23 protein-coding genes and 1 tRNA gene are annotated in these 22,326 nt (G+C 70.0%); 16 read left to right on the top strand and 8 right to left on the bottom strand.

All coding sequences use genetic code 11. The features are described from left to right. The first annotated feature begins 33 nt into the window (after positions 1–33). From AC07F3_RS12795 to AC07F3_RS12760, 8 genes are all read left to right on the top strand, one after another. Positions 34–2,142: an FtsK/SpoIIIE domain-containing protein gene (locus tag AC07F3_RS12795; RefSeq protein WP_479113319.1), complete on the top strand. Its 2,109-nt coding sequence runs from the start codon at positions 34–36 to the stop codon at positions 2,140–2,142. A 220-nt stretch (positions 2,143–2,362) separates the two neighbouring features. Then, positions 2,363–2,539: a hypothetical protein gene (locus AC07F3_RS12790; protein ID WP_479113317.1), complete on the top strand. Its 177-nt coding sequence runs from the start codon at positions 2,363–2,365 to the stop codon at positions 2,537–2,539. 28 nt (positions 2,540–2,567) lie between these two features. Beyond that, positions 2,568–2,825, top strand: a complete 258-nt coding sequence (locus AC07F3_RS12785; protein WP_479113315.1) for a hypothetical protein — start codon at positions 2,568–2,570, stop codon at positions 2,823–2,825. A gap of 87 nt (positions 2,826–2,912) precedes the next feature. Further along, entirely contained in the window at positions 2,913–3,635 is a 723-nt protein-coding gene (locus AC07F3_RS12780; RefSeq protein WP_479113313.1) for a DNA methylase, read from the top strand. Then, positions 3,632–4,468 carry a bifunctional DNA primase/polymerase gene (locus AC07F3_RS12775; RefSeq protein ID WP_479113311.1) on the top strand — a complete coding sequence of 279 codons (837 nt, stop codon included), beginning with the start codon at positions 3,632–3,634 and terminating at the stop codon, positions 4,466–4,468. The genes AC07F3_RS12780 and AC07F3_RS12775 overlap by 4 nt, the downstream gene beginning before the upstream one ends. A 5-nt stretch (positions 4,469–4,473) precedes the next feature. Beyond that, the gene (locus tag AC07F3_RS12770) at positions 4,474–5,949 is read left to right on the top strand and encodes an ATP-binding protein (protein WP_479113309.1); all 1,476 of its coding nucleotides are present in this window, start codon (positions 4,474–4,476) and stop codon (positions 5,947–5,949) included. Positions 5,950–6,392: 443 nt separating this feature from the next. Then, positions 6,393–6,602, top strand: coding sequence for a helix-turn-helix domain-containing protein (locus AC07F3_RS12765; protein ID WP_470035678.1), 210 nt, complete (start codon positions 6,393–6,395; stop codon positions 6,600–6,602). Positions 6,603–6,672: 70 nt separating this feature from the next. Then, positions 6,673–7,899, top strand: coding sequence for a site-specific integrase (locus AC07F3_RS12760; RefSeq protein ID WP_479113306.1), 1,227 nt, complete (start codon positions 6,673–6,675; stop codon positions 7,897–7,899). 83 nt (positions 7,900–7,982) lie between these two features. Here AC07F3_RS12760 and AC07F3_RS12755 read toward each other — a convergent pair. The 3 genes from AC07F3_RS12755 to AC07F3_RS12745 all read right to left on the bottom strand — a co-directional run bounded on the left by AC07F3_RS12755 (position 7,983) and on the right by AC07F3_RS12745 (position 9,974). Beyond that, positions 7,983–8,056, bottom strand: a tRNA-Pro gene (locus tag AC07F3_RS12755). Positions 8,057–8,085: 29 nt separating this feature from the next. Then, entirely contained in the window at positions 8,086–8,838 is a 753-nt protein-coding gene (locus AC07F3_RS12750) for a Pr6Pr family membrane protein (protein WP_479113304.1), read from the bottom strand. Between the two features lie 206 nt (positions 8,839–9,044). After that, the gene (locus tag AC07F3_RS12745) at positions 9,045–9,974 is read right to left on the bottom strand and encodes a metallophosphoesterase (protein WP_479113302.1); all 930 of its coding nucleotides are present in this window, start codon (positions 9,972–9,974) and stop codon (positions 9,045–9,047) included. A gap of 76 nt (positions 9,975–10,050) precedes the next feature. On the opposite strand from AC07F3_RS12745, the gene AC07F3_RS12740 reads away from it, so the two are divergent. Then, the gene (locus tag AC07F3_RS12740) at positions 10,051–10,515 is read left to right on the top strand and encodes a GatB/YqeY domain-containing protein (protein WP_479113300.1); all 465 of its coding nucleotides are present in this window, start codon (positions 10,051–10,053) and stop codon (positions 10,513–10,515) included. A 196-nt stretch (positions 10,516–10,711) separates the two neighbouring features. Here the strand turns inward: AC07F3_RS12740 and AC07F3_RS12735 are convergent, their stop codons facing one another. Continuing rightward, the gene (locus AC07F3_RS12735) at positions 10,712–12,979 is read right to left on the bottom strand and encodes a transglycosylase domain-containing protein (protein WP_479113298.1); all 2,268 of its coding nucleotides are present in this window, start codon (positions 12,977–12,979) and stop codon (positions 10,712–10,714) included. A gap of 415 nt (positions 12,980–13,394) precedes the next feature. Here AC07F3_RS12735 and AC07F3_RS12730 point away from each other — a divergent pair, with 415 nt between their 5' ends. Beyond that, positions 13,395–13,763, top strand: a complete 369-nt coding sequence (locus AC07F3_RS12730) for a WhiB family transcriptional regulator (protein ID WP_189390014.1) — start codon at positions 13,395–13,397, stop codon at positions 13,761–13,763. Positions 13,764–13,776: 13 nt separating this feature from the next. On the opposite strand, the gene bagB is transcribed toward AC07F3_RS12730, so the two are convergent. Together bagB and bagA are read right to left on the bottom strand one after the other, a co-directional pair. After that, on the bottom strand, positions 13,777–15,180 hold the full coding sequence (bagB, locus tag AC07F3_RS12725) for an ATPase BagB (RefSeq protein ID WP_479113296.1): 1,404 nt from the start codon (positions 15,178–15,180) through the stop codon (positions 13,777–13,779). Then, the gene (bagA, locus tag AC07F3_RS12720) at positions 15,177–16,139 is read right to left on the bottom strand and encodes an ATPase BagA (protein ID WP_479113294.1); all 963 of its coding nucleotides are present in this window, start codon (positions 16,137–16,139) and stop codon (positions 15,177–15,179) included. Before bagA ends, bagB begins: the two co-directional genes overlap by 4 nt. Positions 16,140–16,235: 96 nt before the next feature. Here bagA and AC07F3_RS12715 point away from each other — a divergent pair, with 96 nt between their 5' ends. The 5 genes from AC07F3_RS12715 to AC07F3_RS12695 all read left to right on the top strand — a co-directional run bounded on the left by AC07F3_RS12715 (position 16,236) and on the right by AC07F3_RS12695 (position 19,069). Further along, positions 16,236–16,397 carry a Sp36 family protein gene (locus AC07F3_RS12715; RefSeq protein WP_003975360.1) on the top strand — a complete coding sequence of 54 codons (162 nt, stop codon included), beginning with the start codon at positions 16,236–16,238 and terminating at the stop codon, positions 16,395–16,397. Further along, positions 16,394–16,861, top strand: coding sequence for a RidA family protein (locus AC07F3_RS12710; protein ID WP_479113292.1), 468 nt, complete (start codon positions 16,394–16,396; stop codon positions 16,859–16,861). The genes AC07F3_RS12715 and AC07F3_RS12710 overlap by 4 nt, the downstream gene beginning before the upstream one ends. A gap of 365 nt (positions 16,862–17,226) precedes the next feature. Beyond that, on the top strand, positions 17,227–18,111 hold the full coding sequence (locus AC07F3_RS12705) for an NUDIX hydrolase (RefSeq protein WP_479113290.1): 885 nt from the start codon (positions 17,227–17,229) through the stop codon (positions 18,109–18,111). Beyond that, positions 18,108–18,242 (top strand): hypothetical protein, encoded by a 135-nt coding sequence (locus AC07F3_RS12700; protein ID WP_479113288.1) that lies wholly within the window; start codon positions 18,108–18,110, stop codon positions 18,240–18,242. Before AC07F3_RS12705 ends, AC07F3_RS12700 begins: the two co-directional genes overlap by 4 nt. After that, positions 18,239–19,069, top strand: a complete 831-nt coding sequence (locus tag AC07F3_RS12695) for an MBL fold metallo-hydrolase (protein ID WP_479113286.1) — start codon at positions 18,239–18,241, stop codon at positions 19,067–19,069. Before AC07F3_RS12700 ends, AC07F3_RS12695 begins: the two co-directional genes overlap by 4 nt. 142 nt (positions 19,070–19,211) lie before the next feature. On the opposite strand, the gene AC07F3_RS12690 is transcribed toward AC07F3_RS12695, so the two are convergent. Next, entirely contained in the window at positions 19,212–20,012 is an 801-nt protein-coding gene (locus AC07F3_RS12690; protein WP_479113284.1) for a nucleotidyltransferase domain-containing protein, read from the bottom strand. A 263-nt stretch (positions 20,013–20,275) separates the two neighbouring features. Further along, positions 20,276–20,950, bottom strand: coding sequence for a Crp/Fnr family transcriptional regulator (locus tag AC07F3_RS12685; RefSeq protein ID WP_017947815.1), 675 nt, complete (start codon positions 20,948–20,950; stop codon positions 20,276–20,278). Between the two features lie 251 nt (positions 20,951–21,201). Here AC07F3_RS12685 and nth point away from each other — a divergent pair, with 251 nt between their 5' ends. Continuing rightward, positions 21,202–22,185 (top strand): endonuclease III, encoded by a 984-nt coding sequence (nth, locus tag AC07F3_RS12680; RefSeq protein ID WP_479113282.1) that lies wholly within the window; start codon positions 21,202–21,204, stop codon positions 22,183–22,185. The last annotated feature ends 141 nt before the right edge of the window (positions 22,186–22,326 follow it).

The raw sequence follows: 22,326 nt of genomic DNA, 5'->3' as shown, positions 1-22,326 counted from the left end.
CTCCGCCCCACGGGCGGGACAGGAGACATCGCCATGAGTGAGAACGTCGTCCAGCTCTTCAAAAACCCTCCCCACACCGACCCCCAACCGCCCCTGACGCCCGTCGAGTCGGCGCCGACCGGGGCGGCGCCGAAGGTAGCCCTGTGGCGCCGCTCGGGCCATGCAGTACGCCGCGTGGCCCGGCACGAACGCACCCGCGCGGCGGGGCGATCCGTGGTCCGCAACGGCATGTACGTCATCGGCGGCACGAGGATCGTGGCCCGCCGGGCCTGGGACGGCCGGACCGCTGCCCGCTACGAGCGGATGCTGCGCGCGGCGGAAGCCGAAGGCAACTACGAGGTCGCCGCCGAATGGGAGGAGCGCGGCCGGCAGTTCCGTGCCGCCCGCCACCAGCGCCGCATGGACCTCCTGATGGCCCCCCAGCGCATCGCCAAGGGCGCGCTGGTCGACACTGGCGCGACCGTCGCCGGGCTGTTCCTGCTCGGCATCATCCTGGCCATCGCGAACAAGCACCTGGCGGACGTGGTCGGCCCGACCATGGCGGTGATCGAGCTGATCCGCTGGATCGTCGTCATCGTCACGGTGGTGTGGGGCCCCGCGGTAACGCTCGGCCCGTGGCTGGCCCTGCTCGCCCTGTGGGGCGTGGGCCGCCACCAGCACGCCGCCCCGCGCTGGACCCTGCCCACCACCGACCCCGCCTCCCGTGACCTGGTGCCCGACGAGGGCGCGATCCTGGACGCCCTGCGCCACCTGGGCATCCCGGCCCTGAACAAGGCCGTCAAGGACGGCTGGCAGCCGCGTTGGGTGTCCGGCACCGGACGCGTCGGCAACGGCTGGCACACCCAGTTGCAGCTCCCCCTCGGTGTCACGGTGCAGATGGTCAACGCCAAGAAGACCGTGCTGGCCCACAACCTGCTCCGCAAGCCGGTCGAGGTCTGGCCCACCGAACCGAGCAGCCTGCCCGGTGTCCTGGACCTGTGGGTCGCCGACCAGGGCTCGCTGTCCGGCCCGGTGCCGCCGTGGCCGCTGCTCACCGACGGCGAAGCCGACTACTTCACCGGCGTACCCGTCGGCGTCTCCCAGCGCGGTGAGCCGATCATGGGCAAGCTCATGGCCGCCAACTACATGGTCGGCGGCATCATGGGATCGGGTAAATCGTCCCTGGTCATCAGCCTGTTGCTCGGGGCGATCCTGGACCGCCTCGTCGAGATCGACGTCTACGTCATGGCCTACAACGTCGACTACGACGTCCTGAAGCCCCGACTGCACACGCTGGTCAAGGGCGACGAGGACGAACAGATCGAAGCCGCGCTCAAGGCCCTGCGCGCGCTCCGCGACGAGGTCACCCTGCGCGGCAAGCTGCTGGACGAGATGGGCGGCGAAGAGGTCCGCCTCACCCGCAAGATCGCCGAGAAGGACGCCCGGATGCGGCCCCGGGTCGTGGTCTTCGACGAGTGCCACGAACTGTTCATGCACAAGAAGTACGGGCCGGAAGCCGAAGAACTCGCCATCAAGGTCATGAAGAAGGCACGCAAGGTCGGGATCACGCTGATCTGGGTCACGGTCTCCCCGACCGCCGACAGCATCCCGAAGGACGTCACCCGCAACACCTCCCACCGTGTCGCCTTCGCGGTCGGCGACCACGTCGCCAATGACGGCCTGCTCGGCACCGGCAAGCACAAGGCCGGGATCACCGCCACCACCCTCAACCCGGCCGAGAACATCGGCACCGCGCTGACCGTCGGCTTCAACAAGAACCCGTTCGAGCTGATCCGCTCCTACTACGTCCGCAAGGACTCCAAGACGGACGAGATCAGCCCCGTCGTGCGCCGCGCCCTGGCCCTGCGCGAAGGCATCACCCCCGCCGACGCGCCGGTTGTCGAGAAGGCGGACCACCTCGCCGACATCGCGGCCGTCCTCGCGGACGCGCCCCGGATGCGCAGTGACGAGGTCCGCCAACGCCTGGCCGAACGCAACCCCGGCGAGTACCGCGCCTGGACCGCGTCCGACCTCACCCAGGCCCTGGAGCCGTTCGGCGCCGCCCCCTACAAATCCCACGGCGTGATGGTCATCAGCCGCGCCCGCGTCCTGGAAGCCCTGGCCGACCGGGACGACGACACCCGCGAAAACCCGGCCGTCTGAAGGGGAGGCGACCGGGGAGCCGGGGAGAACTCCCCACCCGCCTCCCCACCCGGCCTCCCCCGCACTGACCTGCACGAACAGGCATCCGGGGAGGCGGGGAGGCACCCCGCCCACACCCCCGAAAACAGCCCCAGGAACACCCGCGCGGGCCTTCGCCCGCCTCCCTCCCCAACCGGCCGGACACACCGTCCGCATGCCCTCCCGAAGGAGCGCTCACCTCATGGCACTGACCGACAAGGACCCGCACAACCTCCGCGAAACCCTCCGCGTCATGCGCCTGTCCGCCCAAGCCGCCAAGCGCCAAGGGCGCGGCAAGCCCATCAAGCGCATTGAGAACGAGATCGACCGCATCCGCGAGACCGCTCAGGCCCGCGAAGACGCCCGCCGCAAGCACTGACCCGCGAACCGACAGGAGACCCCGATTCATGCGACTCCGCTTTCAGCTCACCGGCTGGTCCCGCCGAACGCTGATCCTGACCGACACCCCCCGCCCCGACTGCCCCGACTGTGAGGGCGACGGCGGCATCGCATACGACTACGGCGACCACGAGGGCGAGTACGCGGGCATCGACTGGGAGCCCTGCGGCTGCTGGACCGAATGGCGCATGCCCCTGCTGCCCCTCCCGCTCCTGCGCCGACACGCCGACCACCGCGACCCGTGGATCGACGAACCCCCGTTCTAGCTACGCCAAGGGCGGCCCCCGCATCTCGCCAAAGAACGGGGCCGCCCTTGTCCACCAGTACTTCTCACAGAACTGGAGACACCCAGCATGACGCAACCCACCCGCATCGGGCGAGCGGCCGACCGGCCGGCCCTGCTCGACCTGTTCTCCTGCTCCGGCGGTATCGCCATGGGCTACCACCGGGCCGGCTTCGCAGTGGACGGCGTCGACATCGTCCAGCGCCCCCGCTACCCCTTCCCCCACCACCAGGGCGACGCCCTGGAAGCCCTCGCCCGCCTCATCGCGTCCGGCGAGATCCAGGCGTACACCCTCATCCATGCCTCCCCGCCGTGCCAGCACGGATGCGCACTGACCGTCGGCACGAACCGAGCACGCGGCTGGGGCCGCACCCACGTTCAACTCATCCCCGAACTCCGGGTACTGCTGAACGCCACGGGCCTGCCCTACGTCATCGAACAGCCCACCGGCCGGGCCCCCGTCCGCCGGGATCTGTCGCTGTGCGGCGAGATGTTCGGGCTCGGCGTACTGCGGCACCGCAACTTCGAACTCGGCGGCTGGAACGTCCCGCAGCCGGCCCACCCCAAGCACCGTGGCCGGGTGCGCGGTTGGCGCCACGGCCAGTTCTACGACGGCCCCTACGTCGCCGCCTACGGCTCCGGCGGGGGCAAGGCCACCGTCGCAGAGATGCAGGAAGCCATGGGCATCGACTGGACCGACGTCCGCGAAGAACTCACCGAAGCCGTCCCCCCGGCATACGGCGAATGGATCGGCCGCGCCTTCCTCACCCAGGCCACGGCGGTGGCAGCATGAGCGACCACCTGCACATCGCGCTTGAGCTGGCCCACGCGGGCCTACCGGTCCTGCCCCTGCGGGCGGGCAAGGTCCCCTTCGGGAACTGCCGCACCTGCGCCAACAACGCGTGCGGCGGCCGGCCGAACATGAAGAACGCCGGCCCCTGCCAGTGCCCCAACGTGTGCCACGCCTGGGCCGCCGCCACCACAGATCCGAACGTCATCAACTCCCCGGCCTGGGCACGGGCCTGGCGCCGGGCGGTCGGGATCGGCTACCACCCCGGCGGCGCCGGGCTCACCGTGGTCGATCTGGACTCCCCGGCCGCCGTGGCCTGGGCCCGTGAAAGCCTGCCGGCCACCCGGACCGTCGCCACCACCCGGGGCGAGCACTGGATCTACCAGGGCGCCACGCGCTCCGTGAACGGCGTCCGGGACGGTGTCGACATCAAGTCGGCCATGGCCTACGCCAGGTGGCTTGGTGCTGGCTCCGGTCCGCTCGTGGCGCTGCCGGACGCGGTCCGCTCCCTGGCCGTGAAGGCAGCCGTGCACCGGCCCGCCCCGCCCGTCGTTGGCCTGGCCGCGCGATCTGCGGGCGGGATGTGCCCGCACCGGACCCCCGCCTACCTCCGCCGGGGCTTGGAGATGGCGGAGCAGCGGATCACGGACGCGTCCGCCGGTGTGCACGCCACGGTCTACGCCACGTTCCTGGCGGTGCTCTCCCGCCACGGACGGTGCGGGTGCCTCACGGACGTCCACGTGGCCCGGCTGTTCACCGCCGCTCAGGCCAAGGGCGAGAGCGCCCGGCACTGCGCGGACGCGTGGTCCAACGCCCGCACCGCACTGGGGATGTGAGCGCCATGTCCGACGAGGACAAGACCCCGGCCCGCGAGATCATCACCGACTACGCGCAGGGGCACTTCCGGTACTTCCGCACCGTCGACGGCACCGTCTACGCCCAGCGCACCGGCCACCCCGTGGCCCGGCCCATCCGCTCCCAGGGCACCAGCGGGAGCCACCGTCAGGAACTCATGGTCGGCCTCTTCCGTGACGGGGTCGGCGTCTTCAACGGAACCGCTCTCAAGGAGGCGTTGGACTTGATCGAAGCGCTCGCCCTCACCGAGCCGGTACAGCCCACCCACATCCGCGTCGCCCCTGGATTCGACGGGGCGACGTGGTTGGACCTGGGACGCGATGACGGCCAGTCGGTGCGCATCCACCCCACCGGATGGGACGTCCGCGTTCCCGATCCTGAAGAGGTGTGCTGGCGGCGCACCCAGCTCACCGGTGAGCTGCCCCTGCCCGCCAAGGACACCAACGGCAAGGGCCTGGACCTGTTGCTGCGGTTGTGCAACTTCGCCGACGCCAAGACCGAAGCCCTGGCCATCGCGTGGCTCCTCGGCTGCCTCGGGCCGTCCGTCCCCGTCCCCGCCCCGTTCCTCACCGGCCCCCAGGGCGCGGGCAAGTCGACCGGCGGACGGATGCTCGTGCGGATCATCGAGGGCATGACCGGCGACCTGCGCCGGGCCCCCAAGGACGAAGAGAACATGATCACGGCCGTCGCCGCCGGATGGATCACCGCCCTGGACAACCTCTCCCACCTGCCCCCGGACCTGTCCGACCTGATGTGCTGCGTCATCACCGGCGCCGAGTCCATCAAGCGTGCGCTGTTCACCGACGGGGACGTGGTGCGCTCCCGCTACCGGCGCCCCATGCTGCTGACCGGCATCGACGTGGGTGTCATCCGCCCCGACCTTGCAGAACGCCTCCTCACCCTCCGTCTGGAAAGGCCCAAGGTGCGACGCACCGAAGCGGAACTGTGGGCGGAGTACGCCGAGATCCTGCCCAACGTCCTTGGCTCCCTGCTCGACCTGGCCGTCAAAGTGCGCGCCGTGCAGGCAGAGACGCCGACCGACCTGCGCATGGCCGACTTCGCCCACCTGTGTGCCCAGCTCGACACGGCCATGGGGTTCGGGACGCTGGCCGCCTACCGGGCCAGCCTCGACGACCTCAACGACGACGTCATCGAAGGTGACCTGCTCGCGCAGACGGTTCTCAAGCGCGCGGAGGAGCTGGCGCCGGGCGAGGAGGTACGGATGACGTCGGCTGAGTGGCTGCACGCTCTGACCGCCCTCTACAGCGGTGAGGAGTGCCGTCCGCTGCCCAAGGGGTGGCCGACCACCGGCAAGGTGCTGTCCGACCGGCTGCGGCGCATCCAGCCCACCCTGGCCGCCCGGGGTGTCCTGGTGGACTGGGGACGCACCAGCGCCGCCCGCTACATCGAGATCACCCGCCAGGCCCCGCCCCCGGAACCGGAGCAGCAGACCGCGTTCTGACCGCCACTGGGCCGACAAGCAAGAGGAGCACGCCGCGCCGGGAGTGCTCCTCTTGCTGTCCCGGCGGCGCAGCCGCCCGGCACGAGTCGCGCCGCGAAGCGGCTCCTTCTTCAAGCCCTGACAGGGCGACGCAAGACCACAGACACCCCCCCTTTTTTTGTCCTAAGAGGGGAAGACCTGCGTCACTACGTCACCACAGGCCCGACAGACGGCCCCTGACCTGCGGCAACACGAGGTGACGCACCCGGCGAATCGTGCGTCATCACGCGTCACCCGCGTCATCCCCCTGACGAAAGCGCGTGTCATCGATGACGCAACCCCCGCCCTGCTGCGTCACCAAAAACCGCAGGTCAGAACCCTGATTGACGCACGTGACGCGATGACGCAGAAATCCCCGCTTCGGACAGCACAGCCCACCTGAGAACACCCAAAGGAGTCGAAGCGTGGCCACCCTCGTCGAATCCACCGATCAGATCCTTTACAAGCCGGAGGAGGCCGCCACGGTCCTCCGCGTCGGGCGCTCGACGGTCTACGAACAGATCCGGCTGGGCCGTCTTCGGTCGGTCACCATCGGTCGCCGCAGGCTCGTCCCGCCCGAGTACGTCGCCGAGTACATCGAACTTCTCAAGCACGAGGCACAGACCGCCGCATGACCCGGCTTCCCCATCAACGATTCGACAGGCCGCGCCAATCGGCGCGGCCTGTCCCTTTGGAGCGCACCGCATGACTGAGACACCCAAGCGTGCCCGCCGGGCCGGACACGGCGAGGACACGATCTACTGGGATGCCGCGAAGAAGAGCTACGTCGGCGCCGTGTCCCTTGGCTACGCCCCGAATGGCAAGCGGCGCCGCCCGAAGGTCTACGGCAAGACCAAGACCGAAGTTCGCCAGAAGATCAGGGACTTGAAGAAGGAAGTGCAGTCCGGGGTCAAGGCGCCCGTGAACTACACCGTGGCCGAGGCCGTGGGTGACTGGCTTGAGCGCGGACTCAAGGGGCGGGACGAGAAGGGAACTATCGGCAAGAACCGCTCGATGGCCAACAAGCACCTGATCCCGTTCATCGGCCGGGCGAAGCTCAAGGATCTCAGTGCGGACGACGTGGATGACTGGCTGGACGACCGGGCGGAGTTCCTGGCGACCCGCAGCCTGCGTGATCTGCTCGCCATCCTCCGTCGCTCCGTCGCTCACGCTCAGCGTCGGGACAAGGCCGCGCGGAACGTCGCGCTGCTTGTGACCGCACCGGAAGGGCGCCCCGGCCGGCCGAGCAAGGCCATGAACCTGGAGCAGGCGCGAGCAGTGCTCACGGCCGCGCGCCCGTCGCGGCTGTACGCCTACCTCGTGCTGTCCTTCCTCGGGGGTGTACGTACGGAGGAGGCGCGCCCGCTCACCTGGGATTACGTCTTCCTGGATACCAAGGACGCCATCCCGCCCCACGTCGCTGTGTGGCGCTCGGTGCGCAAGCACGGAGAGACCAAGACGCGGAAGAGCCGTCGGACCATCGCCTTGCCGAGGATGGTCGTTGAAGTCCTTGAAGAGCACATGCTGCAGCAGAAGAAGGAGAGGGCGGCCAAGGGGCTGGACTGGGACCCGGCGGGCAGGGTCTTCACCACCCGGAATGGTGAGCCGCTCGATGCGGCGAACATCCGGCGAGACTTCCGCGCCATCATCGCCAAGGCGGCCAAGATGTCCGGCGTCGACCTGAAGCCGCACGAGTGGACGACCCGGGAGACGCGCCAGAGCTTCGTGTCATTGCTCTCCGATCATGGGGTCCCGTTGGAGACCATTGCGCTGCTCGTCGGACACACCAGTCAGGCGACCACGGAAGCTGTCTACCGCAAGCAGCTACGACCGGTGATCACGAAGGGGGCAGAGGCCATGGATGTGATCTTCGGAGCGGAGCAGGAGGGGGGTGAAGAGGGCGACGAGGGCATGGCCCCCGCTGAAGCGTGACCAATTCTCTTTGGCCCCCTGTTTGGCCCCCAGACACGAAAGAGACCACCTACTAGTTACTAGTAGGTGGTCTCTGACCAGCGTCGGGGTGGCGGGATTTGAACCCACGACCTCTTCGTCCCGAACGAAGCGCGCTGCCAAGCTGCGCTACACCCCGATTGTCTCCGCTTGTCGCGGCGACGTCGTTTACTTTAGCCCACTGGCGGCCGGAGACGAAATCCGGTTTTCGGGGCCCCGCAGGTAGGGGCGCACGCGGTCCAGGCCCACGATCGTCATGGCCAGTGCGTAGAAGGCCAGGCCGAGGACGACCGCGTTGCCCAGGACGCCCGCGTAGCCGTGCTGGTCGACGTCCAGGAAGGGGTACGGGTAGCGGGCCGCGCTGCCGGGGTGCAGCAGGGCGCCCCTGGTCAGGGCGAAGGCGAAGTACGCCAGGGGGTACAGGAGCCACTGGGCCGCGTGGCGCGGGCGCAGGCCGCCGGGGCGGGTCAGGAGCAGCCAGTCCAGGGCCGCACCGAGCGGCGTGACGGTGTGCAGGAGCTGGTTCGACACCGTGCGCCAGCCGGTGACGGCCACCGTCTGGTCATCGGTCATCGAGAACCCGCTCGCGCTGTTCGCCAGGATCAGGTGGTACACGAGGCCGGTGATCGCGATGCAGAGGAGTACGCCGCCGGTGACGCGGGCGGGTAGGGGTGGGCCACCCCTCCAGGCACGTACCGCCGACCAGCCGAATGCCACCGCGACCAGTACGTTCGACTGGATCGTGAAGTAGCTCAGGACGCGGCCCGGGCTGCCCACGGCCAGGTCGATCACGATCCCCGCGACGGCCGCCGCGCAGATCAACGCCCGGAAGGCGGCGGCGTACGGGCGGCGGGGCGCGGGTGGCAGGACGACGGAGGCCGGGACGTCGGACAGACGAGTAGATATCTGGTCGTACCGCATCAGTTCACGGTAGGGGGTGTTCCTTGTCGCCGCAGGGTCCGGGGGCGTCGCCCGGTGCGGAGGGCCGAGACCTCCTGGCGGCGTCGGCCCCGCCGGACCCAGGGCCGAGACCTCTTGGCGACGTCGGCCCCGCCGAACCCAGGGCCGAGACCTCTTGGCGACGTCGGCCCCGCCGAACCCAGCGCGAGTCCCCCTGGCCGCGCCGTTCAGGCCTTCCGTTCCACCAGCGTCAGGAGGGTTGCCTCCGGGGGGCAGGCGAAGCGGAAGGGGGTGTAGCGGTTGGCGCCGCAGCCCGCTGAGACGTGGAGGTAGGCGCGGCGGCCCCCGGCGGAGTGCGTGGACAGGCCCTTCACGCGGTCCGTGTCCAGGTCGCAGTTGGTGACCAGGGCGCCGTAGAAGGGGATGCACAGCTGGCCGCCGTGGGTGTGTCCGGCCAGGATCAGCGGATAGCCGTCCGCCGTGAAGGCCTCCAGGGTGCGCAGGTAGGGGGCGTGCACCACGGCGATCGACACGTCGGCGTCCGCCTCCGGGCCGCCCGCCACCCGCGCGTACCGGTCGCGCTTGATGTGCGGGTCGTCCAGGCCGGTGAAGGCCAGCTCGAGGTCGTCGAACTTGAGGCGGCCCCGGGTGTTGCTCAGGTTCACCCAGCCCGCCGTGTCGAACGCGTCCCGCAGGTCCTCCCACGGGTTGTGGATGACCCCGACGGCCGGCGCGTTCCCGTTGAGGCCGTGGCGGCCCTGGGCCTTCTCGAACAGGTACCGGGCGGGATTGCGCAGCTTCGGGCCGTAGTAGTCGTTCGAGCCGAAGACGTACACACCGGGGAACTCCATCAGCGGCCCCAGCGCGTCGAGCACCTCGGGGACGCCCTCCGGGTCGGACAGGTTGTCGCCCGTGTTCACCACGAAGTCGGGGCGCAGGCCCGCCAGCGACTGGAGCCACGCCCGCTTCTTGCGCTGGCCGCTCACCATGTGGATGTCCGAGACCTGGAGCACGCGCAGCGGGCGGACCCCGGGAGGCAGCACGGGCACCGTCACCCGCCGCAGCCGGAACGATCTGGCCTCGAAGCCGGCCGCGTAGGCGAGACCGGCGGCCCCGATCGCCGTGACACCCAAGGGAATTCCGTATCGCGCGCGCATAAGCCCATCGTCGCAGACACCGACGGTGGCAGAAATCGGCGGGCGGGTCCGGCGGTGCACCTGACACACTGGGGTCATGACCACGCTCAAGGCCCGACTCAAGGACGACCTCACCACCGCCATGAAGGCGCGCGACGAGCTGCGCTCGTCCACGCTCCGGCTGACCCTCACCGCCGTCGCCAAGGAAGAGGTCGCCGGTACGGCCGCGCGTGAGCTCTCCGACGACGAGGTCCTCAAGGTCATCGCCAAGGAGGCCAAGAAGCGTCGCGAGGCGGCCGAGGCCTTCGACAAGGGCGGCCGCGCCGAGTCCGCCGCGCGCGAGCTGGCCGAGGGCGAAATCCTGGACGCGTACCTGCCCAAGCAGCTCTCCGACGACGAGCTCGGCGCGATCGTCGCCGCCGCCGTCGAGGAGGCGAAGGCGGCCGGTGCCGAGGGGCCGCGCGCCATGGGCGCCGTCATGAAGATCGTGAACCCCAAGGTGGCGGGCCTCGCCGACGGCGGCCGCGTCGCCGCCGCGGTCAAGAAGCTCCTGGTGGGCTGAGGCACGCACCCCGAGGCCCGAGAGGGCCTCGCTCGCTGAGCGACGCTCCTTCGCGGGAGCCCATGCGCCGCGGCAAGGTCGCGCGCACATGAGGCACAGGAAAGGGGCGTCCCGGGAAGTGAATCCCGGGGCGCCCCTTTCCCGTACCTGACTTCACGTACGTGACCTCATGGGCGTAACGCGAGCCGCGTAGGCCCTACTGCGGCCAGCCGCCCGTGCCGCCGCCGATCACGCCCGGCGGGAAGGAGATGCCGGGGAACGGCTGGCCGCCCTGGTTCGGGGGCTTGTTGTCGCCGCCCGGCTTCGGCTTGTGCTTGCCCTTGTTCTTGCTCTTGTCGTTGTTGTTGGCCGGCGGCGCGGCGGTCCCCGGGTCGCCGGCCGGCTTCTGGCCGCTGTCGGGGACGTTGGCTCCGGCGAACGGCGCCGAACCCTGGCCCTGGAGCGCGCCCGTCATCGCGTCGCGCCAGATGGGACCGGGGACCTGGCCGCCGTACACCTGGTCGTAGGTCTGGCCGCCGATGGTGATGTTGTTCATCTCGACGCGCTGGGACGGGCTGCCGACCCAGACGGCGGCGGACAGGTTCGAGGTGTAGCCGACGAACCAGGCGTTCTTGCGGGCGTCGGTGGTACCGGTCTTGCCCGCGTTGTCCCGGTCCTTGAGCCCGGCCTCCTGACCGGTACCGGAGTCGACGACGCCGCGCAGCAGGCTGTTGATGCTGTCCGCGGTGTTCTGCGACATCGCCTGCGAGCAGGACGACTTGGGCACCGGCAGCGCCTTGCCGTCCGCCTTCTTGATCGACTCGATGGCGATCGGCGTGCAGTACGTGCCCCGGTTGGCGAAGGCCGCGTACGCCGAGGCCATCGTCAGCGGTGACATGCCCGTGGAGCCGAGGGTCAGCGCCGAGGGCACCATCGGCAGCTTCTCGCCGTTGCCCTGGACCACGTGCAGCTTGTCGGTCATCTGCGAGACCGGGCACATGCCGATGTCGCCGAGCATCTGCACGAAGTACGTGTTGACCGACTTGGCCATCGCGTCCTTCAGCGAGAACGGCCCGACCTCGGACTCGTTCTCGTTCTCCAGGTGGTACGGGTTGGGCTTGCCGTCGTTGACCCACGGCTTGCCGGTGCACGTCTGGACGGACGCCGGGTAGTCCATCTCGTACGGGGAGGGGTACTGCTGGGTCGGCGGCTTGCCGCCCTCGATCGCGGCCGCGGCCAGGAACGGCTTGAAGGTCGAGCCGACCGGGAAGCCGTAATTGGAGCCGCCCATCTGGCGGTTGACCGAGAAGTTGATCTGCGTCTCGTTGTCGCCGAAGCCGTACGGCTTGGACTGGCCCATCGCGAGGACCTTGCCGCTGCCGGGTTGGACCAGCGTGACGGCCGTGGCCACGCTGTCCTTCTGGTAGACGTGGCTCTTGATCGACTCCTGGGTCGACTTCTGCGCCTGCGGGTCGAGCGTGGTCTGGACGGTGAGCCCGCCCTGGTTCCAGAGCTTGGCCCGCTCCTCCTTGGTCTTGCCGAAGACCGGGTCGGAGAGGAACACCTCGCGTACGTAGTCGCAGAAGAAGCCCGCGCCGTCGACGGCGGTGATGCAGCCGTTCTTCGGCTTGCTCACGTTCAGCTTGATCGGCGCTTCCTTGGCCTGGTCGGCCTCGGCCTGCGAGACGTCCTTCATGTCGACCATGCGCTGGAGCACCGTGTTGCGGCGCTTCTTGGCCTCCTGCGCGTCGTTGACCGGGTCGTACCGGCTGGGCGACTGCACGATCCCGGCGAGCATCGCCGACTCGTCCAGGGTGAGGTCCTTGGCCGGCTTGGAGAAGTAGCGCTTGGCGGCGGCCTCGATGCCGTACGCCTGCTGCCCGAAGAACGTGATGTTGAGGTAGTTCTCCAGGATCTTCTTCTTGCCGAGCTCCTCCTCGACCTGGATCGCGTACTTCAGCTCCTTGACCTTGCGGCCGATCGTCTGCTGGGTGGCCTCGGCGACCTTGTCGGGGTCGTCACCGGCCTCCTCGACGAAGACGTTCTTCACGTACTGCTGGGTGAGCGTGGACGCGCCCTGGGCCACGCCGCCGCTCGTCGCGTTCTTGTTCATGGCGCGCAGGACGCCCTTGAGGTCGATCGCGCCGTGCTCGTAGAAGCGCGAGTCCTCGATCGCGACGATCGCCTTCTGCATGTACGGGGAGATGTCCGCGAGCGGTACGACGGTGCGGTCGCGGGAGTAGACCTGGGCGATCGTGCCGCCCTTGCTGTCCAGGATCGTCGTGCGCTGGCTCAGCGGCGGCGTCTTCAGATTGGCCGGGATCTCGTCGAACCCCTCGACCGTGCCCTTGGCCGCGAGCCCCAGCGCGCCGGCCGCCGGAAGGGCGATCCCGGCGAGCACGGCCCCCGCCAACGCACTCACGCCGAGGAACTTGGCCGCCTGCTGGGTCCCGGTCAGGCCTCCGCCCGATCGCTTCTTTGCCATGGGGGCAGCCTACGTTCTCAATCGCCGGACACAGGTGAAGGCTCTGGCCTAAGCTGCTCTCAACTGTCACAGCAGTGCGGTTCCGTATCAAGCCCCCGGCCCTGCGCTGGAGTGTTCCGCCGTCCCCGAATCCGGCGGGAATCAACCCGGTTGGTGTCCGATTGCGCCTCATGCGTCGTCTGGCGTCCGTTGTGACTCAGCTGATTCGTCCCGTTATTTCGGATTGGTCACGCATGTCCTCGGCTCACTCCGTTGGGTGATCTGCCGCGTACGCATAGTCCGTTCGGACCATTCAAGATTGGGCCCGACGGGGGTGTTGCGCTGTGCCCACCTTCCGTAACGTCCTCAACTGGCAGCGGTGAATATGCCGCTGCCGCCGTGGGGGAGCCTCGATTCGGGAGAGGACGGCGCCGGCATGGGCTGGGTAACCGACTGGAGTGCGCAGGCAGCCTGCCGCACTACCGATCCGGACGAACTGTTTGTACAGGGCGCAGCGCAGAACAGGGCCAAGGCGGTGTGCACCGGTTGCCCGGTGCGGACCGAGTGCCTGGCCGATGCGCTCGACAATCGCGTCGAGTTCGGCGTGTGGGGCGGAATGACGGAACGGGAGCGGCGCGCACTCCTGCGCAGGCGCCCCACCGTCACCTCCTGGCACCGCCTCCTCGAAACAGCGCGCACCGAGTACGAGCGCAGCACGGGAATCCTGCCCGTGTGCGCGGAGGAGGAGTCGGAGTACGACTACCGGCATTCCTTCGGAGACGAGGCGTACGCGGCAGCGGGCTGACGAGGTCGGAGGATCAGGCAGCTCCGGCCGGGGCACCACCGGCCGCGAGCCGGTCCCCGATGGTCCGCAGTCCTTCGAGATCGTGCACGTCACCGGGCAGGGCGGCCACTTCGGCGACCGCCACCTCGGGATGGAGCGCGGTGAAACGGTCGCGCGTCCGCTGTTCACGCGCGAGCACCTGCATCCGCTCGGCGTGCAGCCGCAGGAGCCCGGCGGTCAGCCGCTCCACGGAATCCTGGTCAGCCTGGTCAGCGCTCCCATCGGCTGCGCGGGCATCGTCCGCCGTACGGGAACGGGCCGGTGACTCGACCGCGCCGTCACCGGGTTCGGCGCCAGCGCCGGGAGAGGAATCGCTGGGGCCACGATCTCCAGCCTTCCCGGCCTTCTGATCCACAATGCGACGGTCGTCAAGATTTTCCGCACGATGGTCCGGATCCGCCTCCGCGTGATCCGGAAGGTCCGGTGCCCCGGGCGGGTCCGGCAGCTCCTCCAGGCTCTCCGCCGCCGCGAGGGCCCGCTCGGCCGAGAGCCGGGCGGCCGCGCTGCCGTGCACACGGTTGAGTACGAGCCCGGCCAGCGGCATGTCATCGGCGGCGAGGCGCTCCACGAAGTACGCCGCCTCGCGCAGCGCGTCCCGTTCCGGCGCGGCGACGACGAGGAACGCGGTGCCCGGCGCCTGAAGCAGCCGGTAGGTGGCGTCCGCCCTGGTCCGGAACCCGCCGAACATCGTGTCCATGGCCGCCACGAAGGTCTGTACGTCGTGCAGGAAAGGGCCGCCGAGCAGCTTGCCCAGCGTGCCGGTCATCATCGACATGCCGACATTGAGGAACTTCATCCCGGCCCGGCCGCCCATCTTCGCGGGTGCCATGAGCAGCTTGATGAACTTGCCGTCAAGGAACGACCCGAGGCGCTTGGGCGCGTCCAGGAAGTCGAGCGCGGAGCGCGAGGGCGGGGTGTCGACCACGATCAGGTCCCACTCGTCCCTGGCCCGCAGCTGCCCCAGCTTCTCCATCGCCATGTACTCCTGCGTGCCCGCGAAACCGGCCGACAGGGACTGGTAGAACGGGTTCGTCAGGATCGCCTTGGCCCGGTCCGGATCCGCGTGCGCCTCGACGATCTCGTCGAAGGTCCGCTTCATGTCGAGCATCATGGCGTGCAGCTCGCCCTCGCCCCGGACCTCCTTGACCCGGCGCGGGGTGTTGTCCAGCGAGTCGATCCCCATCGACTGGGCCAGCCTGCGGGCCGGGTCGATGGTGAGCACCACGACCTTCCGGCCGCGCTCGGCGGCGCGAACTCCCAAGGCGGCGGCGGTAGTTGTCTTGCCCACCCCGCCCGAGCCGCAGCACACGATGATGCGGGTGCCCGGATCGTCAAGCAGCGGATCGATCGCCAGCGGCTCGGCCGCGTCCAAAGTCACTCACCCACCCCGAGCTTGCGCAGTTCCGAGGCCAGGCGGTAGAGCCCGGCCAGATCCATTCCCTCGCCGATCAGCGGCAGTTCGTACGTCGGGAGCCCCAACTCGGCCAGCACTGACCGCTGTTCGCGCTCCAGCTCCACCCGCTCCGCGTGCTCGGAGGCCTGCTCCAGGAGCGGCGTCACCAGCTTCGCCGAGCCGGTCACCCCGGAGCGTGTCAGCGCCTTGGCGACCTCCTTGCGCCGGTCGCCCGTGACCCCGCGCAGTGCCGCCCCGTCCAGGACGTGCGGCCGGACCATGTTCACGATGACCTTGCCCGTCGGGAGCTCCGCGCCCCGCAGCTCGGCGATCCCGTCCACGGTCTCCTGCACGGGCATCTCCTCCAGCAGCGTCACCAAGTGCACCGCCGTCTCGGGAGACTTGAGGACCCGCATGACGGCCTGGGCCTGATTGTGTATCGGGCCGATCTTCGCGAGCCCGGCCACCTCGTCGTTCACGTTGAGGAAGCGGGTGATGCGCCCGGTGGGCGGTGCGTCCATCACGACGTAGTCGTACGCGTACCCACCCTGCTTGTTCTTACGGCGCACCGCCTCGCAGGCCTTGCCGGTCAGGAGCACGTCGCGCACGCCCGGCGCGATGGTGGTGGCGAAGTCGATCGCGCCGAGCTTCTTCAGCGCCCGCCCCGCGCCGCCCAGCTTGTAGAACATCTGGAGGTAGTCGAGCAGGGCCCGCTCGGCGTCGATGGCCAGCGCGTACACCTCCCCGCCGCCGGGCGCGACCGCGATCTTGCGCTCCTCGTACGGAAAGGCCTCCGTCTCGAAGAGCTGCGCGATGCCCTGTCTGCCCTCGACCTCGACGAGGAGCGTGCGTCTGCCCTCCGTCGCGAGGGCGAGCGCGAGTGCTGCGGCGACCGTGGTCTTGCCGGTACCGCCCTTGCCGCTGACGACCTGGAGCCTGCTCACACCTTCGAGCCTAACCAGTCCGCCCACGGCTCACGCATGTGGTCCGCGTAAGGCGCCCGCGCGAGCGGGCGTCGGCCAGCGGCTACAGTCGGGCCCATGACCAAGTGGGAATACGCGACCGTGCCCCTTCTCGTGCACGCGACCAAGCAGATTCTGGACACCTGGGGCGAGGACGGCTGGGAGCTGGTCCAGGTCGTCCCCGGGCCGAACAACCCCGAGCAGCTGGTGGCCTACCTGAAGCGGGAGAAGCAGGCATGAGTGCCGTCGAAGACAAGCTGGCCGAACTGGGCCTGACCCTTCCGTCGGTCGTCCCGCCGCTCGCCGCGTACCAGCCCGCCGTGCAGTCCGGGGTGTACGTGTACACCGCCGGTCAGCTCCCCATGGTGGAGGGCAAGCTGCCCGTCACCGGCAAGGTCGGCGGCGAGGTCACCCCGACGGAGGCCAAGGAACTGGCCGCCACCTGCGCCCTCAACGCGCTCGCCGCGGTCAAGTCCGTCGCGGGCGACCTGGACCGCATCGCGCGCGTCGTGAAGGTCGTCGGCTTCGTGGCCTCCGCCCCCGACTTCACCGGCCAGCCCGGCGTCATCAACGGCGCCAGCGAACTCCTCGGCGCCGTCCTCGGCGACAAGGGAGTCCACGCCCGCAGCGCGGTGGGCGTCGCGGTACTGCCCCTGGACGCCCCGGTCGAGGTCGAGATCCAGGTGGAGCTCGTCGAGGCGTGAGGCCAGGTGCTGATCGCTGACCGCGGATCGCGGATCGCTGACTGCTGATCGTTGGCTGTCTGCTGTCTGCTGTCTGCTGTCTGCCGTCTGACGCCCGGCGCCTGACGACCGGCCGCTGATTGTTGGCCGCTGACGTCTGACCGCTGATTGCTGATTGCTGATTGCTGGCTGCTGGTCGGTCGGTCGGTGGCTGGCGGGTGATATCTGTCGGCTGATACCTCACGAGTGTCAGTCGACAGATGTGGGCCGGTGGGTGGCTGCTGTCGGATGACAGACGCCGGTTTCTGTTCGGCTGTGCGTGTCAAAGGGATGTCACCTACACGGACCCCCTCGAACATCCGCACGCCACCCCGTAGCATCCGCCCATGCCCAATGGTCAGTGGTACCCGCCGGAGTGGCCGGACCGCATCCGTGCCCTAACCGCAGGCGAGCTCATCGCGGTCGAGCCGCGGCGGGCCGCGACCGTGATGCTGCTCCGGGACGGGGCGGTCGGCGCGGACTCCGGCCCCACCGTGCACATGCTGCGCAGACGCGCCTCCATGGCCTTCGCCGGGGGCGCGTACGCATACCCGGGCGGCGGCGTGGATCCCCGCGACGCCGAGGACGCCCAGCTCGGCTGGGCCGGTCCGTCCCGCGAGACCTGGGCCGAACGCCTCGGCACGGACCCCGCCTCCGCCCAGGCCATCGTCTGTGCCGCGGTGCGCGAGACCTACGAGGAGGCGGGCGTCCTCCTCGCGGGCCCCGACGCCGCCACCGTCGTCGGCGACACCACGGGCGACGACTGGGAGGCCGACCGCCAGGCGCTGGTGACCCGCGCCCTGAGCTTCGCCGAGTTCCTGGAGCGGCGCGGCCTGGTGCTTCGCTCCGATCTGCTCGGCGCCTGGGCGCGCTGGATCACCCCGGAATTCGAGCCCAGGCGCTACGACACCTGGTTCTTCGTCGCCGCGCTCCCCGAGGGCCAGGTCACCCGGAACGCCTCGACCGAGGCCGACCGCACCGTCTGGATCCGCCCCGCCGAAGCCGCCGCCGGCTACGACAAGGGCGAGCTCCTGATGATGCCGCCGACCATCTCGACCCTGCGTGACCTCCTTCCGTACGCCACCGCGGCCGAGGCCCTCGCGGCCTCCGCCGACCGCGATCTGACCCCCGTACTCGCCCAGGCCCGCCTGACCGACACCGGGGAACTCGTCCTGAGCTGGCCGGGCCACGACGAGTTCACCAAGCACATCCCGGCAGAGGGCCGACCGTGACGAACCCCGCCGCCACCCTCATCGGCCTCGCGCGGGACGGCCTCGCGAGGCGCGGTCACCGCACCCTGGCCCGTTCCGCGAGGCTTGCCCAGGTGACCACCGACTCCGTCACCCCTGGAGGTGCCGTATGAGTGATGCCGCCGCTCTTCCCGGGCAGCCGCGCGGCGGGGTCCTTTCGGGCCCGGCGACCGACCGCGCGACCAACGTCCTCGCGCCCAACGCCTCCGCGATGACCCTGGACGGCACCAACACCTGGATCGTCGCCGAGCCCGACTCCGACCTGGCCGTCGTCATCGACCCCGGGCCGCTCGACGACGCGCACCTCAGTCACGTCATCGCGGCGGCCGAGAAGGCGGGGAAGCGGGTCGCGCTGACCCTGCTCACCCACGGGCACCCCGACCACGCCGAGGGCGCGGCCCGCTTCGCGGAGCTGACCCGTACCCCCGTGCGCGCCCTGGACCCGGCCCTGCGCCTGGGTGACGAGGGCCTCGCCGCGGGCGACGTCATCACCACCGGCGGCCTGGAGATGAGGGTGGTGCCCACCCCGGGCCACACCGCGGACTCGCTCTGCTTCCATCTGCCCGCCGACCGAGCCGTCCTGACGGGCGACACGGTCCTGGGGCGCGGCACGACCGTCGTGGCCCACCCCGACGGCCGCCTGGGCGACTATCTCGACTCCCTTCGCAGGCTGCGTTCGCTGACGGTCGACGACGGCGTGCACACCGTCCTGCCGGGGCACGGCCCGGTGCTCGACGACGCGCAGGGTGCCGTCGAGTTCTATCTGGCCCACCGCGCCCACAGGCTCGCCCAGGTGGAGACGGCGGTGGAGAACGGCCACCTCACGGCGGCGGATGTGGTGGCCCTGGTCTACTCGGACGTCGACCGGTCGCTGTGGCCGGCTGCCGAGCTGTCGGTGCGCGCGCAGCTCGAGTATCTGCGCGAGCACGGCCTTATCTGACGACCCTGGGCCCTTGGCCCGGGCTCAGTTCAGGGTCATGGCTCGACCCGCGGGGAGGGTGGGTCGGAGGCCTTCCCCGGGATGTGAACTCGGCGAGCTGTGAACTCGGCGTTCCGCAGAGGAGAGTTGGGCGAGGTGGGTCTCAACTCTCGTACGGACGCGGCGTCTTGGCGCCATGGACCGTGAGGAATTCGGCGGCGAGCCACGGCCCGAGATCTTCGGTGTACATCTCGAGAACGGACCGGTCCGCCACCGGGTTCCCGGCCAGCGCGGCAATTTTTCTCAACTGCTCGGCCCGGTCCGGGTAGTAGCGGCCGAAGACCTCCGCCTGCTCCGCCAGATCGCTGGTCCAGCCGCCGTGCCGCGGCATGACGAGCGTGAACGCGGTCCGCACGATCTTGCGCGAAGCGCCGCGCACGAGTGACCGGAGCTGGGTGTCGTCGGTGGCCTCGGCCGCCTGCCGACGCCAGCGTGCCAAGGCGTCGCCGAGGTCGCCGTTGGTCTCCCGGGCGAGCATTGAGGTCGGCCGGTAGCGCGGCAGGTGCTCGGCGAGGTCGTCCCCGAGCAGCGGGGTGCACAGGCAGGCCACGAACCAGCCGAGGTCGTACCGCTCCAACTCGCTCAGCAGCACGTTCCGGCCGAACAGCAGCATTCCGACACCGTCGATCACACCGAACCCGGCGTCCAGTTCCACTGCGACGGCCTGTGCCTGAGCCCGGTCGGCCGGGGTGGGCTCCTCGTGCAGCGCGAGCAGCACATCCAGGTCGGACCGGCCGGGACGTGCGGTGCCGCGCGGCACGGACCCGTACAGGTACGCACTGTGCAGGCGCGCGCCGAAGCGGCGCTCCACCTGGTCGCAGAGGGCGGCGACGACGGGCCGGAACTCCGGTTGCACCAGCCGGAGCGACCCCTCGCGCTCGATGTATCCGTTGTATCCGTTCAATCGGCTGCCCTCACGGTTCGTTCCGTGTCCCCTTCCGTGCTGTCCGGCGCGCGCGAGCGCCGGGCGGTACCTTCACGGACACGGCCCCATCGCGATGCGTCCATGCGCCCACGCGTCCATGCGCCGTCAGCCCGTCGACGTGCTGCTCGACATGCCGCTCGGCATCCTCCACCGAGGTCCGCCGCCCATGCGAAAGAGGCCGGTCCTGCGTGGACCGGCCCCTCAGGCGCGTGGGCGGCGGCGGCCGCCGTGAGCGGCGTCGCTCAGCGCGAGCGCTTCGCCAGGCGCTCCACGTCCAGCAGGATGACCGCGCGGGCCTCCAGGCGCAGCCAGCCGCGCTGGGCGAAGTCGGCGAGCGCCTTGTTGACCGTCTCGCGGGAGGCGCCGACCAGCTGGGCCAGCTCTTCCTGCGTCAGGTCGTGCACGACGTGGATGCCCTCCTCGGACTGCACGCCGAAGCGGCGCGACAGGTCGAGGAGCGCGCGGGCGACACGGCCCGGAACGTCGGAGAAGACCAGGTCGGACATCTGGTCGTTGGTCTTGCGCAGGCGGCGGGCGACGGCGCGCAGCAGGGCCGTGGCCACCTCCGGGCGGGCGTTCAGCCAGGGCTGAAGGTCGCCGTGGCCCAGGCCGAGCAGCTTGACCTCGGTCAGCGCGGTCGCGGTGGCGGTGCGCGGGCCGGGGTCGAAGAGGGACAGCTCGCCGATGAGCTCGCCGGGGCCGAGGACCGCCAGCATGTTCTCCCGGCCGTCGGGTGAGGTGCGGTGCAGCTTCACCTTGCCCTCGGTGACCACGTACAGGCGGTCGCCGGGGTCGCCCTCGTGGAAGAGGGCGTCGCCACGGGCGAGCGTCACCTCACTCATCGAGGCGCGGAGCTCCGCGGCCTGCTCGTCATCGAGCGCCGCGAAGAGCGGGGCGCGCCGCAGAACGTCGTCCACGAATCTCTCCTTGTCGACCGGTATCAGAGGAGCGTGCTCCCCATTTTGCCGGACGGTCTAAACAGTGCGATCAATCACAAGGATGACGTACTGGAGTGCCGGACCGTGAGTCAGGGGGCCGATTGGGGCGCTGATTCGCTGTGGCCGGGGCGGATGTCGGTGCCGGGCTTTAGGCTGGCCGGGTGTCCAATTCGCCGGTGAGAGCGCAGGCCAGGGGGGCTGGAAGAGTGTCCGCAGAGAACGATTCCGCTGTGGGCGAACAGCCCGCGTCCGCGGCGAAGGAGCCCGTGAAGAGGGCCGCCAAGCCCCGGAAGCGGGCCGCCGAGCCCGCGAAGAAGGCCGCGCGGGTGAGTTCCGCCGCCGCGGAGCAGGCCACGGGTAAACCCGCCGCCAAGACGTCCGCGGCCAAGGCGTCCGCGGCCAAGGCGTCCGCGGCCAAGGTGGCGGCGTCCAAGGGCTCGGCCGCCAAGCCCGAGTCGCGTGTCGCGATGGTGCGCCGGGCGCGCCGGATCAATCGGGAGCTCGCCGAGGTCTATCCGTACGCCCATCCCGAGCTGGACTTCCGCAACCCGTTCGAGTTGCTCCTCGCCACCGTGCTCTCCGCGCAGACCACCGACCTCCGGGTCAACCAGACGACGCCGGGGCTGTTCGCGGCGTACCCGACGCCCGAGGACCTCGCGGCGGCGAACCCCGAGGACGTCGAGGCGATCATCCGGCCCACCGGGTTCTTCCGGGCCAAGACCAAGTCGATCATGGGGATCGCGACCGCCCTCAGGGACGAGTTCGGCGGCGAGGTGCCGGGCCGTCTGGAGGACCTGGTCAAGCTCCCCGGGGTCGGCCGCAAGACCGCGAACGTCGTGTTGGGCAACGCTTTTGGGGTACCGGGGATCACTGTCGACACCCACTTCGGCAGGCTGGTGCGCCGCTTCAAGTGGACCGAGCAGCAGGACCCGGAGAAGGTCGAGGCCGAGATCTGCGCGATCTTCCCGAAGAGCGAGTGGACGATGCTCTCGCACCGGGTCGTCTTCCACGGCCGTCGCATCTGCCATGCCCGCAAGCCCGCCTGCGGCGCCTGTCCGATCGCGCCGCTGTGCCCGTCGTACGGCGAGGGCGAGACCGACCCCGAGAAGGCGAGCAAGCTGCTCAAGTACGAGAAGGGCGGTCTCCCGGGCCAGCGGCTGAGCCCGCCGCCGGACTACCCGGGGCGGCCCGCGCCGCCGCTCGGAGCGGGCTGACGTCACCCGGAAGGCGGACGCTGAGGCCGGCCGGAACGAAAGCGACCGGCACAGGCGTTGTGGACGATGAACGACGGGGGTGCAGATGACGCACACGAGCGAGACGTACGACGGTGATCTGAGCGGGATCGAGGGCCTCGG

This window comes from Streptomyces sp. NPDC045846, from assembly GCF_056431605.1.
Note: the sequence above shows the minus strand (reverse complement) of the source record. Positions and strands in the feature narration are given on the sequence as shown.